10 protein-coding genes are annotated in these 20,073 nt (G+C 33.0%); 8 read left to right on the forward strand and 2 right to left on the reverse strand.

The window, feature by feature from the left end; all coding sequences use genetic code 11:
* Both BUA46_RS08515 and BUA46_RS08520 read right to left on the reverse strand, forming a co-directional pair.
* On the reverse strand, positions 1-3,494 hold a 3,494-nt coding region (locus tag BUA46_RS08515), incomplete at its 3' end, for a M14 family zinc carboxypeptidase (RefSeq protein ID WP_083588501.1).
* Positions 3,495-3,716: 222 nt separating this feature from the next.
* Entirely contained in the window at positions 3,717-5,051 is a 1,335-nt protein-coding gene (locus tag BUA46_RS08520; protein WP_019388871.1) for a sugar MFS transporter, read from the reverse strand.
* A 277-nt stretch (positions 5,052-5,328) separates the two neighbouring features.
* Here BUA46_RS08520 and BUA46_RS08530 point away from each other — a divergent pair, with 277 nt between their 5' ends.
* The 8 genes from BUA46_RS08530 to BUA46_RS08570 all read left to right on the forward strand — a co-directional run bounded on the left by BUA46_RS08530 (position 5,329) and on the right by BUA46_RS08570 (position 20,046).
* Complete coding sequence (locus BUA46_RS08530) at positions 5,329-6,333, forward strand: T9SS type A sorting domain-containing protein (protein WP_035106686.1); 1,005 nt, start codon at positions 5,329-5,331, stop codon at positions 6,331-6,333.
* Positions 6,334-6,419: 86 nt separating this feature from the next.
* On the forward strand, positions 6,420-8,735 hold the full coding sequence (locus tag BUA46_RS08535; protein WP_019388868.1) for a chondroitinase-B domain-containing protein: 2,316 nt from the start codon (positions 6,420-6,422) through the stop codon (positions 8,733-8,735).
* Between the two features lie 211 nt (positions 8,736-8,946).
* Positions 8,947-11,211 carry a heparinase II/III domain-containing protein gene (locus BUA46_RS08540; protein ID WP_019388867.1) on the forward strand — a complete coding sequence of 755 codons (2,265 nt, stop codon included), beginning with the start codon at positions 8,947-8,949 and terminating at the stop codon, positions 11,209-11,211.
* Positions 11,212-11,221: 10 nt separating this feature from the next.
* Positions 11,222-11,599: a cupin domain-containing protein gene (locus BUA46_RS08545; RefSeq protein ID WP_019388866.1), complete on the forward strand. Its 378-nt coding sequence runs from the start codon at positions 11,222-11,224 to the stop codon at positions 11,597-11,599.
* Positions 11,600-11,872: 273 nt separating this feature from the next.
* Positions 11,873-15,100: a SusC/RagA family TonB-linked outer membrane protein gene (locus BUA46_RS08555; RefSeq protein ID WP_026010165.1), complete on the forward strand. Its 3,228-nt coding sequence runs from the start codon at positions 11,873-11,875 to the stop codon at positions 15,098-15,100.
* Positions 15,101-15,106: 6 nt separating this feature from the next.
* Positions 15,107-16,666 carry a RagB/SusD family nutrient uptake outer membrane protein gene (locus BUA46_RS08560; RefSeq protein WP_019388863.1) on the forward strand — a complete coding sequence of 520 codons (1,560 nt, stop codon included), beginning with the start codon at positions 15,107-15,109 and terminating at the stop codon, positions 16,664-16,666.
* 13 nt (positions 16,667-16,679) lie between these two features.
* Positions 16,680-17,897, forward strand: coding sequence for a hypothetical protein (locus BUA46_RS08565; protein ID WP_237714682.1), 1,218 nt, complete (start codon positions 16,680-16,682; stop codon positions 17,895-17,897).
* Positions 17,898-17,919: 22 nt separating this feature from the next.
* Positions 17,920-20,046 carry a PKD domain-containing protein gene (locus BUA46_RS08570; protein ID WP_072794742.1) on the forward strand — a complete coding sequence of 709 codons (2,127 nt, stop codon included), beginning with the start codon at positions 17,920-17,922 and terminating at the stop codon, positions 20,044-20,046.
* Positions 20,047-20,073: the final 27 nt, after the last annotated feature.

A 20,073-nucleotide genomic window follows, 5' to 3' on the forward strand; every position in this document is an offset into this window, starting at 1 on the left:
TACCACACGGTAGTTGGGTTGATATTAGCATCCGTATCATCACAGTCGTCAATAGTAGGCGCTGTAGTTGAGTATCCACCAGGGTTTGTACACTGAGTAGCGGTTAACTGGCTACCGAAGTAACCATCAGAATCATTATCTACACCTAAGTACCACACTGTAGTCGGGTTGATATTAGCATCCGTATCATCACAGTCCGTATTATCTGCAACATATCCAACAGGTTGGGATGCAGCAACTTGACTTACAGCCGGATTCCCATAAGTATCACTATCTAAATCTTGATACCACGTTGTAACTCCATTTGTAGAAGTTAGACCAATTTTATCGATACCTATATCGCTTCTAGCTTGTCCATTAATATTTCCTAAAGTTCCAATAATTCTTAATCGAACATATCCTCCCTCATATGCAGATAAATCTTCAGTATGAGTTTTCCATGCTGCTGAACTGCTAGTTTGTTGCTCACCGTCAAATCGTTGTATTTCTACCCAGCTACTACCATCATTTGTAGATGCTTCTAAAGATATACTCCCGAGCTGAGAGCCATACATATGATAATCGAAAGAAAACATTGCGTTCGTTTGATTAGTTAAATTGAAACATGGACTATTGATAATAGCAGTTTGAAAATCACCTCCATTATCTGCTTCTGTATAAAGAAAATATGTGCCATCAGATGGACCTGAAGGTCCCGTGCTTCCAGAAGGTGTTCCACTTGTTGTACCAAAGCTCCAATTAAAATTGTCGCCAGTATCTTGGGTCCAATCGCCAAGGCTGTTTTCAAAACTTTCATTATAAGGGAAGGTACTAATTAATGTTCCTGAACACGGAGGTGGATTAGTAGCTGTAAAATTTATAGATGCACTATAGACAGAAGTGGCAATATTACATCTTGTACGAACTTGTACTTCATAATTTGTACCATCAACTAAACTATTAATGGTATAGGTGTTTGTTGTAATATTAGTATATTCTGTCCATGAAGGAGCACCAATGACTCTGTATTTTAAATCATATGTTGCTGATGGAATATTGTCCCAATCTATTATAGCGGATAAAGCAGTTGTAGTTGTATCTGCAGTTATATTTGCAGGAGGATTTGTGTTATCACAAGGGATTGGAAAACTTAGTATTTTAAAATCATCAAAAATAAAACCGTCAAAAGTAGTTGTTAAATCATCTTCTCGATTAGAACTATCTGTTTTAAATCTAAAACGAAATTGTACATTACTCTGACCAGTCAAAAAACTATTATCATCATTATTGATAAGAATTTCTTCCATAACCCATTTATCCATGCTGTCTCCATCATAAACAGTATTACCGTTTGATGATTGGTGAGTATCTGTCGTTTTGTTTAAATGAAAATTGGTTAACGAAGTGGCAGCTGGTTTGTTGTATTTCCCGCAAAGTGCTGACCAATTAGTTCCTCCGTCGATACTTGCTTCAAATTGTACCATATCGTAGTTTCTTTCTAAATCCCATTTCGCATAAAATTGAACTAGAGAATGAGATGAGGATGACAGGTCAATAGAAGAGTTTAATGTTAATGTTTTGTTCTCATTGTTCGTATATGCTCCAGAAGGAGAATCAGTTATGGCTACTGAACCTATATAAGAATCACCGGTTGTACCCCAGGACCCACCAGATGCTGTCCAGTTTGAAATGTTAGTATCATTATCTTGAAACAGCACATCTTGCTGAAAGTATTTTACATAATTAGCACGGTATATTATAAAGTCATTGTTACTTAATGTAATCTGAAATTCTATTTCATCATTTGGTTGTATACTCGCATCTAAAGTATATGGAACTGTTAAATTTCTCTGCTCTAATTTAGACCAACCTGTTTGTACAGCCGGAGAGGTCAAAGAAGTAATATTTGAAGAAACTGGTGTAACGGTTAAAGTAATGTCGTTATAAGTTTTTCCCAAATATTCAATACCAAATGTAAAATTTCCGGAAGTGTTAGAAATATCACTCGTGTTTAAATCATGAAACTTAGCAAATTTTCCAGAATAAAGAACAGACAAAAAGTTCATTCTCATAGCGCGTCTAGAGATTTCAGTAATTAATGTAGTTGACGGCCAAAAATCATCTCCATTTTCAGGAGCGAAAGCTAAAACATCTTTACCGGAGCCTGAACTAGTTTGACTAGGCGTTCCAGAAGTTACTGATGGACCACCTAGCATCCAGTCATTTATATCACCATTAGCTTCATATAAAGTATTTGGCGCCGAACCATAAATATATCTGTTGTATTGTGTTAGATCGTGACAAATTTTAGCATATTCGTCTTCTCTACCTGAATCAGCCGCGGTTGATTCGCCATTATATGATGAAGTAACAATAGAATTTAATCCACCGTGATGGTTTACCGCTACTTTTATATCATGACTCGTAATAAAATCTTGTACAATTTGAGTTTCTGGTTCAGATCCGGCTGAAGGTCCTCTATAGGTATTACTTGATGTAGTTCCTGAAGATCCAGTATTATCCCATCCCCAATAGTAATTAAAGTTTCTATTTAAATCTACACCTCGTACATTATTATTAAGATCTGTAGTTCCGTTATCAGCAACACCAGGTCTTAAATTTTTACGCTGTAAACCATTACCACCTGGGGCAATTACTTCATTCCAGCGATACCCGTCAGGGTTACTTATTGGCATCACATAAATTTCATGATTATCAACAATATTTTTTATAAACGGATCGGTACTATAATTTTCAAGTATATACCACATGAAATAAAAGGTGTTCATAACACTACTTATTTCTCGGGCATGCATTGCGCCAGTTATTAAAGTTTCAGGTTCGTTGGGCTCATCGATATCAGGATTATCCGAAATTCGAACATAATACACTGTTTGCCCAGACCAAGTTGTACCTCCAGTACTGTTACCATGGGTAGTTTGATTTGTTGGAGACGCATCTGTTCTTACCGATATTAAATTGGGGTAAAGTGTTCTCATTAAATCAAGCTCAGCATAAGCTTCACTGAGTGTTAAGGCACCTCCAAATGATGCACCTAATTTAAAATTTGTTGGTGTCGCCCAATCAATTTCGTCACAATCGTCATGTTGCGCTGGGTTATCAATTAAACTACTTTTTTTACTTAGCGTTTTTGCTGCTAATGCTCTATTTTGAATTGTCTTTAATTTCTCAGCTTGTAGTGCTGCCTGAGCTTTTGGCAATTCAATAGCATTTCGTTCTTCATAATACTGATATAAATCATCTATTAAGACATTATATGTGATTCCATTTTTTTGTAATACTTTTAATTCACTATCACTCAGCTCCATGACCAAATTATTGTTCACAAATTTTGGCCCACAAGACAAATCTATGCCTGCTTTTTGAATATTTTGTAAGGTAGTTGTTGAGGGATTAGGAACCGCAATTCTTTTTGCGGTCTGATTTAGGTTTTGAGAGAAACTAAATTGCGCTATTAAAATAAGCATTAAGCCTAAGAGAGTAATTTTCTTCATCAGATTTTGGGGTTTGAATGAATTTTGTGGGGCTAAGATAGAATTTTAATCTATTAATATCCGTGAAACGCAAAAAAATCCGATGAAATGCAACATGTTTTTTTACAATAAATTATAACACACTGAATATTAGTTATTTGTAAGATATATTTTTATGATCATATATGAAGGTGAAATATTACAATAATAAATTTTTATAGTATATTTCTTTAAAAAAAATGGTTAAACACGTTCTTTAAGACCAAGTTTATGACCGTAAAAGGCATAATAAAGAATAATAAAATAGCAAGGGATTAAAATCCAGTAACCATAAGATGCGGCTTCAGCAGTTGCATTAAGTTCGTTAATACCCGAGTTGATGAGAAGTTCTTTTTTATTATCAACTAAAGTACCGTATAACGGCGGTATGATAGCACCACCACTTATAGCCATTATTAATAGCGCAGACGCTGTTTTTGTAAACTTTCCTAATCCATTCAAGGCTAGGGGCCATACTGCAGGCCATACTAAAGCATTCGCAATACCAAGTGCTGCAACAAAAAGTACTGAAGTAAATCCGTTAGTAAATAAAATACAACAAGATAAAATGACACCCAAAATAGCACTAGCCTTTAAAGCAAAAGATTGACTCATGTATTTAGGAATTAAAAATACACCTAACGCATATGTAGCAACCATTGCCATTAAAGTAAATAAAGTGAAAAACTTGGCTTCTTCACCGGGTATATTTAATGAAATACCATAAGCAATAATGGTATCTCCTGCAATCACTTCAGCACCAACGTAAACAAAAAGTGCTAAAACGCCCATCCATAAGTGTGGAAATTGAAAAATATTTGATTTTGCCTTTCCTCCAGATTCCGAGACCTCTATTGGTTTCGCTTCCACATGCGGTAATGGCGCTTTTCTAATTAAAATTCCTAAAATAATCAAAACCACTGCCATTGCAATATAAGGTGTTACCACACTATCGGCCATGGTATCTAATAATGTTGCTTTTTCTACATCATCAACTGTACTCAGTTTTTCTTTTATTTCATCAATTCCAGACAATAGAATAGCTCCAAAAATAACTGATCCTAAAGCCCCTGCTACTTTGTTAGCTATTCCCATTATGGCAATACGTTTTGCAGCACTTTCTATGGGCCCCAGTATGGTAATGTAAGGGTTAGAAGCAGTTTGTAATAAAGTCATTCCCGTGCCTTGAATAAATATGGCTAATAAAAACATCCAATACGTTCTTGCTTCAGCAGCTGGAATAAAAACTAAGGCACCAATGGCCATAACAATTAAGCCTAAAGACATTCCTTTTCGATAACCAATTCTGTTTAATATATAAGATGCTGGTAGCGCCATAACTACAAAAGAAATGTAGGAAGCAGAAGCGACAAGATACGATTGAGCTTCAGTTAATTCATTAATGGTTTTCATAAAAGGAATGAGCGCTCCGTTTATCCAAGTCACAAATCCGAAAATGAAAAACAAACCAGCAATAATGATTATTGGGATTAACGTATTACTAGAATTATTTTGAGCAGTATTGGTTTTATTAGTCATCTTTATCAATATGTTTAAAGGTTTTAAATGTAATGATAAATTTTGGTACTTATAAACTAAGTTTCTTGTGGAGTTATTATACTATTTTATAAGACTCAGATTTGAAAGCATTCAGTTTTATGAAATATTTTAACGATAATATTTTTTCAATCCGAAAGAATTATCTATATTTGGAAAACCAAACTGGTTAACCAGTTTAATTAACCCACAATCTTCCCTTTTTCCTACAGGTGTTATAAATAAACTAACTATTAACAAATTATTTAAAACAAAACGTATGAAAACAAAAATACTTTTTACAAGGCAAAATTCTAAATCACTGTGCATCTTTATGATGTTATGCCTATGTTTTAACAATGGATGGAGCCAAGAACTTGTTAAAAACGGTACTTGTGATGAGCACGGAACAGGCGCTGACACCTCAAACACTAGTGATAATGCAGATGCTTGGGATATGACTCCTAATAGCACACTAAATGGCGGTATAACTAGTCCTTATAGGTACGATGCAACTACTAATCCTGATGGATGGAGAAATGATGCTTTAGAAGATTATATTGAAGCTACATATACAACAGATCCTATGGATTTATATGGTACTGATGAACAACCAGGTTCTACATCTAGTGGAAATAACGGTACTAGAGGAGTTAAATTATACGACGATGCCGACGGACAGCCTGTTATAACTCAATCTACACGTCGGTTATATCAGAGGGTAGTAGGACTTATTATAGGTAATGTTTATAATTTCTCTATAGATTCTCGTTCTGAAGCAGCAGGTACACCATCACAAGTGTATATACTAAATAACGAAATTGCCGATGAGACAGGTATTAACACTAATGGTTATACCGATACATCGGTTGTTGCAGGAATGGATATTACTAATGATGAAGGTACGTGGGTAACAAGCACATTTTCTTTTACGGCAACAACTACTGATGTTGTGATTTATGTTAGGTCACTTAATTCTATAGATGGAAGTACTGAGGTTTTTTATGATAATATTTCGCTCGTTAAGGATGCAACGGCATCCGTATCTGATTTTTCCTCTAGTTTTAAACTATATCCTAATCCAGCTCAAGATTTCATTTATATTGAATCAAAAACTGTGAAATTATCTTCTGTAGATATATTTAATGTTTTAGGATCTAAAATTATGACATCTAAAATTTTAAATAAGCGTATAAATGTTGCTAATTTGACTAAAGGTGTTTATTTCATGAAAATAAATGCTGAAGAAGGCGGAAGCGTTACGAAAAAAGTAGTTATTGAATAAAACAAATAAATAATAAAAAAAGCCTTTTAACTTGTAAAAGGCTTTTTTTATTATTAATATTTCATCAATACAATTATAACTCAAATATGAAAATTTATTTTTACTTCCTTACCGTATTTATTCTCTGTTTCTCTTGTTCTGAAACTAAAAAGAATACAACCAATTTAGTTAAAACAAATCAAGAATTGTATGACGCTATCAAAAATGCATCGCCAGGTACAGAAATTGTTTTAAACAATGGCGTTTGGAACGATGTAGAAATTAAATTTAGAGGTCAAGGCACTAAAGATCAGCCTATAATTTTAAAAGCAGAAACTGCTGGTAAAGTAAGTATTGAAGGTAAATCATATTTAAAATTTGGAGGTCAATTTTTAATTGTTGAAGGTTTACATTTTAAAAATGGTTATTCACCATCTGGAGCTGTTGTCGATTTTAAAATTAACGACGAAGAAATTGCCAATAATTGCACATTAACTAATTGTGTTATTGAAGATTTTAACAAGCTAAAACGAGATGATACCGATTTGTGGGTTAATTTCTGGGGAAGACATAATGTGTTGAGCAATTGTTACATCGCAGGAAAAACCAATCGTGGTCCTACGGTTCGTGTGAATCTTGAAGGCATTGAAAGTATAAACAATTATCATCAAATAGTTAATAATCATTTCGGACCAAGACCTGTGAAAGGAGGTCCTAGCGGAGAAACTATTCAAATTGGTAATAGTTATACATCTATGGCGCCTTGTTACACTATGGTAGCTAACAATTTGTTTGAAGCTTGTAATGGTGAAGTGGAAATTATTTCTAGTAAAACTAATTTTAATGAATTTAGAAATAACGTTTTTTATAAGAGTGAAGGCTCTTTAGTAACGCGTCATGGAAATTACTGCACCATTGATGGAAATTATTTTATCGGAGATTCTGAAAATGAAAATATTGGAGGTATACGTATAATAAACACAGGGCATTGGGTTATTAATAACTATTTCTTTAATTTAAAAGGAAAAAGCTTTAGGAGTCCGCTTGCTGTTATGAATGGAATTCCAAAATCTCCACAAAACAGATATAATCAAGTTACCGATGTAGTTGTAGCATATAATACGTATGTAAATTGTGCATCACCTTGGCAATTTGGAGTTGGAACAAACATTGATCAAGCTGATGTTTTACCACTATCTGAAATTCGATCTGCAAGAGCAGTTAGAACTACAGTTGCCAATAATGTTATTTATAATGAAAAAGGAATCGATGCCATTGTGGTTGAAAATGATAAAGCAGATGGTGTCACTTTTAAAAATAATATAGTTGATAATAAAGGAGTAGCATTTAAAGACTTTGATGGTGGCATAAAAGAAGTATCTTTAGAATTAAAAACGATATCTGAAAATATTCAACTTCCGGTAGGTATTCCAAATGATTTAGAACCTTATATGGGTTTTGATTTTAATACTATTGAAAAAGATTTGTTTGGTAATTCTAGAAAAGAAAACAATAGTATTGGAGCTGTTGTAGGAGTAGATATAGCAAACCCTAATATTTTAGATAAAACTAAATATGGAACCTCGTGGTATTCAAACGTGGTTGAACCACGCGAACCAATTACTCACAATGTTTCAAACGCCAATGAGTTACAAGATAAAATTAATGCAGCGAGTAATGACGACATTATTGCATTGAGTGGTGAAGTTTATAACATTCAGAATTCAATAGAAATTAATAAAACAATTACTATTCAAGCAAAAGACAAGACTAAAGTGCAGTTAAATTATACTGGAGCTGCAGAAACACCATTGTTTGCATTAAATCCTAAAGGAAAATTAACGGTTAATAATTTAGTTTTAAAAGGAAATAATTCAAATTTTGCTTTTGCAAGTTTAAAAGAAAATATGTCTAATCATTTTGGTTTAACAGTTTCCAATGTTGAAATCAGTGATTTTAACTATGTTTTAAAAGTGTATAAAGAATCTTTTGCAGAACGTATTACCTTTGAGGGTACATCAATTTCCGATTGTGAAAACGGGATTGAATTATCAGAAGAAACGAATGATAAAGGTGATTATAATACCGAATATTTAACGATAAACAACTGTAATTTCAATAATGTTAAAGCGAATGTGATAGATTATTACAGAGGAGGCTACGATGAGTCTACAATTGGTGGAAATCTTTTAATTTCAAATAGCACATTTGCTAACTGTGGTGCCAAAGAAAAAAATAAAAGGTTAGTCAATCATACAGGAATTGTTAATGTAAACATTACTAATAATGTGTTTAAAAACAATGCAGTAAACTTTGTTTCGGTATTATGGGGCGCTAAAAATAACAAGGAGTCTAACAATACTTTAAGTAATTCTGGTAAAATAAAGACTGAAGAAAATTTAGAAATGAAGTTGATGTATTAAGATATATCTTAATAAATGACCTGAACTGTTGTAAAGCTCAAAAAACACGAAGTTGTTTTTTTAACAACTTAACTTTTGTTAACTTAATAAAATATCGTATTTTTGGTAAACCAAACTGGTAAACCAATTAACATTAAGCAATTAACTTCCTGATAATTAACAAATTATAGTTAATATGAGTAAGTTCTGAGTATAATTTTTAACAATTAATATGACTTCAAAAATTCGAATCTTGCTATTAGGTGTTTTAATTGCAGTTTTTTCTTGTAATGAAAAAAACGCTGATAATAATAGTTCTCAAGACAACAATCTAGGGCATCCAAGTTTGATTTTGACCAAACAAGGAGTTAAAGAAATTCGCGCAAATTTAGGAAGTATTCCGATTTTTGATGAAACTTTAGCGCTTACCCAAGAGGAGATTGATGCTGAGATTGAAAAGGGTTTTGATGTGCCATTACCTAAAGATTATTCTGGAGGTTATACGCACGAAACACACAAAAAAAATTATGTGTTAATGCAAAAAGCAGGTGTGTTATATCAAATTCTTAATGATGAGAAGTATGCGAATTTTGTAAAAGATATGTTGTTTGAGTATGCTAAACAATATCCAACATGGCCTATTCATCCCAAGCCACGCTCTTACTCTCGAGGAAAAGTATTTTGGCAATGTTTAAATGATTCTAATTGGTTGGTATATACAAGTCAGGCTTATGATTGTATTTACGATTTTTTAACTGAAGCTGAACGAAATACTTTAGAAACCGATTTGTTTAGACCTTTTGCAGATTATATTTCCAAAGAAAACCCTCAGTTTTTTAACAGAGTACATAACCACAGTACTTGGGGTAATGCCGCAGTAGGTATGATCGCTTTAGCGATGGATGATGACAGTTTGTTGCAAAGGGCATTGTATGGCTATAAAGAGGCTAAAATAGATCCTAATTTAAAAGATAATGACGGCGGTTATATTAATAGAGAAGGTGATATGGGATTTTATGCAAATCTTGAAGAGCCGTTTTCACCAGACGGTTATTTTACCGAAGGACCATACTATCAAAGGTATGCGTCTTATCCGTTTTTAATTTTTGCCCAAGCACTTCAAAATAAAAAACCAGAATTAAAAGTTTTGCAACATAAAGATGGTGTACTACTTAAAAGTGTTTCTGCTTTAATAAATCTGTCGGATGCCGATGGAGAGTTCTTTTTATTGAATGATGCACAAAAGGGGATGTCTTACAGAAATGCGTCGTTAGTTTCTGCGGTAGATATTGCTTATCATTTTGGTGGCAACAATCCAGAATTATTAAGTATAGCAAAAAAACAAGGAAAGGTGGCGCTTGACGATGCAGGTTTAGCTGTGGCTTTAGGTTTGAAATCAGGAATGGAAAAACCATTTAATAAAAAATCTATTGAATTATCAGATGGTGCCAATGGCAATCAAGGTGCAGTTGGAATTTTACGAAGTGAAGGTTTAGAATTAGTTTTTAAATATACCGCACACGGATTAAGTCATGGACATTACGATAAATTATCGTTTGCCTTATTTGAAGATGGTGATGAGGTGGTACAAGATTACGGTATGAGTCGTTTTGTAAATATTGAACAAAAAGGTGGTGGAAACTATTTAAAAGAGAATACAACTTGGGCTAAACAGACTGTTGCGCATAATACTTTAGTGCAAAATGAAACTTCTCAATTTCAAGGAAAGTATGACATAGGTAGTAAACATCATTCTAATAAGTACATATTTAGTGTTAACGATAGTGTGCAAGTTGCAAGCGCGAAAGAAGACAACGCTTATCCGGGTACTAAAATTCAAAGAACATTCGTAACAATAAAAGATAAAGGATATGATAAGCCTTATGTGTTGGATATCATGCGGGTATCTTCTGCAACTTCAAATCAATACGATGTGCCATTCTACTTTTTAGGACATATCATGCAAACCAATTTTGAGTATACGAAACTAAATACTCCGCAAATTTTGGGTAAATCGCATGGATATCAGCATCTATATAAAGAGGCTTCTGCTTTGGTTAATGAAGGCAATGTAAAATTGAATTGGTTGTTGAATAATAAATTTTACTCCTATACTGCAGTTTGTTCAAATAACGATGAAGTTATTATTGGAAGAATAGGATCTAACGATCCAGAATACAATTTGCGTAATGAACAAACATTAATTTTAAGAAAGAAAAATGCGAAAGATGCATTATATGTATCTACTATAGAATCTCACGGAACCTACAATCCTGTTACTGAGTTAGCTTTAAATGCTTATAGTAATATTGATGAAATTAAGGTGGTACATAACTCAAAAGCGTATACAGCTGTTAGTATAAAAACAAATAATGGTAAAACCAATGTCTTTATCCTATCAAATGAAAACAGTGAAAAAGAAGCAGAACATAAATTAACAATAAACAATAAAGTGTATTCATGGGTAGGTCCTTATACATTTACAGAAAATCAATAAACTATAAATTATGAATAGATTCAGTGAAAAGTACATCATCACAAAAGATATGGAATGGGAAGTACTTGGTGGCGGCGTATCAAGAAAGTTCCTAGGTTACGATAACCAAATCATGATGGTAAAAGTAAAATTTGAAAAAGGTGCATTAGGTTCTCCTCATCAACATTTTCATACGCAAGCAACCTATTGTGTTTCAGGAAAATTTGAATTTGAAATTGATGGCGTAAAGCAAATCGTAGAAGCAGGCGATGGGGTTTATATCGAGCCTAATTTATTGCATAGTGCAGTATGCTTAGAAGAAGGGATGCTAATTGATACATTTAGTCCTGTAAGAGAAGATTTCTTAAGTGGTGGCGGAGTGTCTTATTTTGGAGATAAAGAGGCTTAAAAAAGAAACTTTAATTCCTAATAAATGAAGAATAATTGCCGTAGTCAGATTATAAATATCAGAATTAATTGGTTTTCATAAAAATTTAACATAAATTTGGTAAACCACTTTGGGCAACCAATTGATTTTTTGAAATTTAAAATAGATTCTTTCATATTAACTATATTAAGTAATTGAGATAGGTTGTTACTCTTAAAATCTAAATTTATTTTTTGAATGAAATAAAGTAGTAAGTATAAAACTAAAACTTTCGTTAAACAAAACAAGCTAATAATGAATATAAAAACTAAACTAACTTTAATAGCATTATTGTTCTTCAATATGATGTTATTCGCGCAAAGCGAAATAGTTATACAAGGTGTAGTAACTGCCAAGTCAGATGGTATTCCTATACCAGGTGTTAATGTTATAGTCGTAGGAACAATCAATGGAACAACAACAGATTTTGATGGAAATTACGTAATAAAAGCTCAAAAGAATGATGTACTTCAGTTCTCATATGTAGGTTACACCTCTAAAACAGTAATTGTTGGTGAACAAAAAACAATTAATGTTTCGCTTCTTGAGGATGTTGCTCAGTTAGATGAGATTGTAGTAGTAGCTTATGGGGACCAAAAAGAAAAGACTATTACCAGTGCATTAACTAAAATAGACAGTAAAGATATTGAAGATATTTCGGTATCTCGTGTTGAAGACGCATTAAGAGGTAAAGTTGCTGGTTTAAGAATTCAAACTGTTGCTTCTGAAGCGGGTGGTGATCCAAAAATAACTTTAAGAGGCCCTGGTTCTATTACAGGAGAATCTGCACCATTAATAGTTGTAGATGGAATAATATTAGGTACTGATGCTGATATTTTAGGATCTATAGATAATAATAATATTGAATCTATAAGTGTATTAAAAGATGCTTCTTCGGTTGCAATCTATGGATCACGTGGTGCAAATGGTGTAATTTTAGTTACACTTAAAAAAGGTGTTGTTGGAAAAACAAGATTTTCATATAATACGTTTACAGGTTATAGATTTTCTAATAAAAATGACAATTTTAATACTTCTATTGCAGATGAAAGGTTAAGATTAGATGGTTTACAAAGTATAGTAAATGGCATTCCTACAGACAGTCAAAATTACGATAGAGTTATAAGCGATTATAACTCAGCATACGCTGAATTAGAAGCGATGGACTTTTTAGCATCTTTAGGAGATGGTGAAAAGAATTGGCAAGACGAAATTTTTGTTGGAGGTACTATAGAGAGTCATTCATTAGCTGTAAGAGGTGGTACAGAATTAACAAGTTACTCTGCATCATTAGGTTATGTTAAAGACGAGGGTATCGCTTTGATAGATAACTTTAATAAATATAATGCAAGAATTAAAGTTGATAGTAAATCAAAAAATAAGAAGATTAAATATGGCGCTAATATTCGGGTAAACTATTATGACCAAGATAAATTGCCTTCAAGATTTACTGACCCTTTAAGACAATATGGACATTTACCACTTCATATAACAGAAGATCATTTACCTTATGTAACACCGTTTTCAACAGACATAGGTGTATCTACAGACGCAGGTAAATTATTTGAAAACTTAGGTGTTGGTAGTTACGGATTTTCTAGAGCATTCGATCATACATTTACTGTAGACCCGAATAACCCAAGAAATATTCTAAGAGACGCGAATGGTTTGCCAATAGCAAGTGGTTTAACATCAGGAGGTTTAACGCTTTCTACAACAAAAAACGTACATCCTTTAGTACACTTTTTAGAAAGATCTAGAACTAAAAAGAAATTAAGTTTAAATGTGTCTTCTTACATAGATGTTAATTTAGCTAAAGGACTAAATTTTAGACAAACTATTTCAGGTGTTTTTAGACATAACAAATCAAATGAAGCAGATTATTTATATGGTCAAGAAAATAGAGACCAAGAATCTTATAGGTTAGAAAGAAGAGATGAATTAAATCAATTTACTTTCGAATCATTATTAAAATACAATACAAGTTTTAAAAAACATAACTTTAATTCTATATTAGGTTTTGAATTTATGAATAGTGAAAATTTTAGACAAGACTCTGAAGCTGTTGGATATACAAACGATTTTACAAATAATATAGCCTTAGCAGATGCAGGAACAACCTTTACTGATAATGCGTCTGAAAAGCTAGTATCTTATTTTGGTAGGATAGATTATAATTATAATGAGAAATACCTTTTACAGTTATCTGCTCGTACAGATGGTAGTACTAGATTTGGTTCAAATTCTAGATGGGGATTCTTTCCAGCCGGTTCTGTGGGTTGGATAGTTTCAAACGAAGACTTTTTATCTTCAAGCGATGTAGTAACTTTTTTAAAGTTCAGAGCTAGTTATGGTATTTCTGGTTCAAACGAAATTTCAAGAAATATATATGAGTCACTTTATAGATCTCAAGAAACCTATAGTACAATTGGTTACAACGGAGATTTAGGTGTTAAAGCAATAACACTTCAAAACAGCAATTTAGGATGGGAAAAATTAATAGAATTTAACCCAGGTTTAGATGTAAGTTTTGGTAGAGGTCTTGTAGGTTTATCTTTAGATTATTATACAAGAACAAGTGATGATTTAATTCTATTTGCCCCAGAAGCAGCAGTTTACGGTGCGGATAATTGGTTACAAAACCTGGGAGAAGTTAAAAATGAAGGTGTAGAAGTAGAGCTAAACTCAAGACTTATTTCAAACGAAAAATTTAGATGGTCTGTTGGAGGTCAATTCTCATTAAACAGAAATGAAGTAGTTAGTTTAGGAAGCAATGAACAAATTATTTCTAGAATAGATCAAGATACAAGACCAACTGAATTTATAGCAAGAGTAGGTCAGCCAATTACTTCTTTTTATGGTTGGGTATACGATAAAGAAATACCGTTAGAATGGGTAGATAATCCTTTTAATAGATTTAATAACGATTTTGCAAGGGTTTATGTAAAAGATTTAAATAACGATGGAATTATTGATGATGAAGATAGAACAGAATTAGGAAATCCTTACCCTGATTTTACATGGGGATTCAATTCAGATTTCACGTTATCTAATTTCGATTTTTCTTTTCAGTTGGAGGGTTCACACGGAGCAGAGGTTAGAGTTGCAGACTTAGACCAGTTGTATTATGCAAGTGAGTCAGCAGTTAACCCAGTTTCAAACTTCCCAGATTATGATTTAACAGTTCATAGAAGATTTACTAATGATCATATACAAGACGCATCATATGTAACATTAAGAAATATAACTTTAGGATTTAAAGTGCCAGAAACATTTACATCTAAAATTAATATTACTTCTTTAAGATTATATATAACAGGGGAAAACTTATTATACTTTACCGCTGCAGATTATGAAGGTTTCAATCCTGAAGCGCAAGGTCAAACTTCAAATAACGCCAATACGCCATTAACTGCAGGTTATCAAAGAGGTGACGGGCCAATAGTACGTACAATATCAGCTGGACTTAATTTACAATTTTAATTTATTATGAAAAGAATATTTAAAAATTTAATAGTATGTTTCTCTTTCATTGCTTTATTTACAAGTTGTGAAGAAGAATTAGATCTTACTAACCCTACTGCACTTACGTTAGAGGAGTTATTACAGACAAACGATGGATTCGAGTTATTAGCAAACGGTGTTTTAGATGCATATCAAAAAGTACCAGCTAACGAATTTTTATTAACCGAGTTACGTTCAGATAACAGTAGGGCAAACTCAGCTAATGGTAACCTACCAGATATAAGTGCCTATATAGTAGATCCAAACAATGGAGATGTAGCTACCTATTATTCTAACAACATGCATACTATTAAGCATGCAAATACGATTATAGAAAATAGGTTTTTAGCGCCAGAAAGTCAACAGTACACCGTAGGTGAAGCTTATTTTATGCGAGCATTATGCCATTTTAATTTAGTTAGAGCATATCAAAATGTACCTTTTATAGATAAAGTTTTAGACGTTAATGTAAATGAAGCTAATGATTATCCACAATTAGCAGAGGCAGAAGTTTACGCAAAAATCATAGACGATTTTAAAACATCAATAGCCTATTTAAATGGTGAAACATTAAATAGATATCGCCCATCGGAGGGAGCAGCAATTATATTTGCAGCTAAGGCCTATTTAAGTCAGCCAACACCTAATTACGAAGAAGCAGAATTGCTTTTAGCATCTGTAGTAGAAAATAATGATAGTTATGGCTTTGACTTATTATATACAGAACGTGAACCTGGAGCAACTGATGCTGAACATTTTTTCAATTTAGTATTAGATTTTGGAAATGTACTTGGCAATGAGTTTATAGGTGAATTATCAGATAATGATGGAACGCCAGATGGAACTTGGACAAATAATTCTGGTTTAGAAATTAATAATGAAGTTATTTTTTCAATTGCTTACGATTTAGTAAATAGTGATAATTATACAACTAGTGATAGTGGTTTAGATGACCAAGTAGAAACAGATTCAGAATCACACAGTTTCGCAATGACATTACAAGGAGGTTCAAATGGTGTAAATTTAGCAACAGTAAGTCTTTTAGAAGTAATGACACCAGAGTTACAACCAGTTCGATTTTATGGAACAATAAATACTAATGAGTACAATACTTTCCTTTCAAATGTTACTGCAGATGTTTTTAACAACAAATTCCCAACAGATGGCGAAATTGGAGATAACGATTGGGTAGTATTAAGATACGCCGACGTATTATTGTTATATGCAGAAGCAATTTTAGCCGGAGGAAATAGTACAACAGATACTAGAGCAATAGAAGCATTTAATCAAGTAAGGCTTAGAGCGGGATTAGAAGAAGTAGCTAGTTTAACAAAAGCAGAACTGTTAGAAGAAAGAAGACTAGAATTTGTTTACGAAAATCAAAGATTATACGATTTAATAAGATTTGGTGAGGCAGATAATGTATTACAAGAATTTTCTAATGTTAATAGTTTAACTTATAATCCAGATAAAAAATATCTTCCATTTCCACAGAGAGAAATAGATAATTCACCTGGTTTATACACTCAAAATAGTGGATACTAAAAAAAGCAAAATTATGAAAAGATACTTATCAAATATAAAATGGATTGCATTAGTGACTTTTGTCTCTTTAGCATCATGTATTAGTGACGATTTAGCAGGTGTGGGAGATTTAGAAGATATAACAGGGCCAACACCATTTTACAATTTCTCAGAAGTAACCACATCTGAATTTGATTGTGAAGACATAGAATTATGGGCGAAATATGAATTTAATTTTCAAGCAGGTTCAAATTTAGCAGTTAATGGAACTATGTATGACTGGGTAGTTTTAGATAGTGACGGAAATCCTATTAATAATATCAATTTAGTTAACCCAGATAAAAAAATTCTAGAACTACTTATAGATGCGGAATTAGCTTCAGTAGTAGCATTAGAAGAAGATATAGCAGACATAGAATTTAAAATCCCTTGTGAGGATGATCCGGCTAAAGTTACAGTATTAGAAGCAGAATTAGTTTCACTAGAAGCTGCTTTAGCAGCAGCAGTGAGCGGGCTTTCTGATGAAGTTCTGCAAAATGTAGCCAATTTAGAAGCACAAATAGCGGCTTTACCAGCAGCAACATTACAAGATCAAGAATTAATTATTGAATTTCCAGAACCTGGAATCTACAAAGTAGGTTTAACAGTAACAGATAATTTAGGAAAATCTGATTATACTGAGACTTTGATAACAGTAAACCAGGCTATACCAACAATCCCAACACCGGAAATTGCTGAACCTAGTTTTGAAGATAACAGCTTATTTGATGGAACAGGAGATGGTAGAGATTCATGGAGAGCACCAAGTAATTCTGCTTGGAGTCCTTTAGGTGGTGGTACTACTGTAATACAAATTAATACAGATACTAATCCAGTAGACCCTCCAAATTTACCTGATGGCGTACAAGCTGCAAAATTCCCAGCAGACGGAGCAAGAGTGGCATATCAAGAAATAGAAGTTACACCTGGAGCAACCTATGTGATGACATATTTTAGTGCATTTGAAGAAAATGCATTTGGCGATATGAAAGTTTCAATATTAGCGCCAACAACATCAACTTATGCCGAAGCTCAATTAGAAGAAAATATAATTGCTACTAGAACTGATACAAACGAAGGAAGAATAGATAATGTTTTTAAACAACATGCTATTACGTTTGAAGCAGGTGATAATGAGTCTGTAATAATATTTGCAACAAATTCTGGTGTAGAAAGTAGACTGGATGCTTTTGCCATTACAGTTAAACAGTAAATAAGTTTTAAAATTTAATAATATGACTTACGAAAAAAAAATAAAATACTTAGTTAGTATTTTTACATTAGTATTAACACTTTCATTAATATCATGCTATGATAGTGTTAGCGAAGATTTTGAACCCCCAACTGGTAATGTAAATAACATTCAGCCTAATACCCTTTTTACAACTACTACAAGTGCTGATGATACAATGTCATTCGTATTTAGAAGTTATTCAACAGATGCTGAGTCGTATTTGTGGGATTTCGGAGATGGGAATACCTCAACAGAGGAAAATCCAAATTATACATATGAAGAAGGAGGATTATATACAGTAACTTTAACTACAATTAGTTCTGATGGTTTAGAAGCCTCAGATTCATCAGATGTAGCGCCTATTTTTCTAGATTTCAACTTCACTATAATAGATTCTGAAGTGACTTTCGAAAATTTATCGTCAGGAGCTGAGAATTTAGTTTGGGATTTTGGAGATGGTGAAAGTGTAGAGTGGAATGTAGAAGACACAGAGGATGATCCTGATTTTAGTCCTATTTATACATATAAATCGGCTGAGACTTTTGAAGCTACACTAACGGCAACAACATTTCTGGGTGTTCAGGTTTCTGTTACTAAAAATATTGAAGGATTAGTTTTATCAACAGTTCCCGATTTTTCATTTGTAGTTTCAGGCTTTACAGCAGTGTTTTCAGACGAATCAATTTTAGCGGAATCGCATAATTGGGATTTTGGAGATGGAAGTACATCAACTGAGCAAAACCCTGTTCATATGTTTCCTGGTGAAGGTACTTACGAAGTAACATTAACCACTACAAATTTAGCTGGAGTTTCAAGAAGTATAACTAAAACAGTTCCTATAGGAGGTATTCAAGCAACATTTGCAGCTAAAGTTCTTAACAGTCAATGTAATGATCATACAAGTGTAACAGGTGATAATGCAGACGCTTGGGATATGACTCCAAATAGTACGGTTGTTGATGATGTGTTAGGAACAATTGATAGCCCTTATAGAGCAATTTGGAATAACACTGATTTAAATGCATACATAGATGCCACATATTGTACAAACGAGCAACCAGGATCTACAAGTGATGGTAACAAGTTTGGTCCACTTGCTGGAGGAGGTAGAGGAGTTAAATTAAGTAATAATTGCCGTAGACTGTATCAAGTTGTGGCGGTTGAACCTGGTGTTGAGTATACGTTTACTATAGATACACGTTCTGAAGCCGAAGGTATTAATACTGAAGTATTCATTTTAAATAATGAAATAACTACAGAGGTAGGAATTGAAGCTAATTCAGATGCGTATTTTAATATTACAAATGATTTTAATGCTACAAAGTCTTCAAGTACTAACGACACATTTACCACAACTACATTTACATTTCAAGCTTCTTCAAATATTGCGGTAATATATGTTAGAGCTTTAAATGCGATAGATAGTAGTAATGAAGTATTTATTGATAATATCAATATACTTACTCCTGGATTTGATGAAAATGGAGATCCAACTGGAGTTGATGCAACTTTTGCTGCTGAAGTACTAAATGGTGAATGTAATGATCATACAAGTGTAACAGGTGATAATGCAGACGCTTGGGATATGACTCCAAATAGTACGGTTGTTGATGATGTGTTAGGAACAATTGATAGCCCTTATAGAGCAATTTGGAATAATACTGATTTAAATGCTTACATAGATGCTACATATTGTACAAACGAGCAACCAGGATCAACAAGTGATGGGAACAAGTTTGGTCCCAAAGCTGGTGGAGGCCGAGGAGTTAAATTAAGTAATAATTGTCGTAGACTGTATCAAGTAGTGGCAGTAGAACCAGGTGTGGAGTATACTTTCACTATTGACACGCGCTCTGAAGCCGAAGGTATTAATACTGAAGTATTTATATTAAATAATGAAATAACTACAGAGGTAGGAATTGAAGCTAATTCAGATGCATATTATAATATTACAAATGATTTTAATACCACTAAGTCTTCAAGCACCAATGACACCTTTACCACAAGTTCATTTACATTTATAGCTACATCTAATATAGCTGTAATTTATGTTAGAGCATTAAATGCGATAGATAGTAGTAATGAAGTATTTATTGATAATATAGATATAATTACACCTGGATTTTAATTGATGTTTTATACAAAAATTAATCTG

This window comes from Algibacter luteus (assembly GCF_900141715.1).
GTDB lineage: Bacteria > Bacteroidota > Bacteroidia > Flavobacteriales > Flavobacteriaceae > Arenitalea > Arenitalea lutea.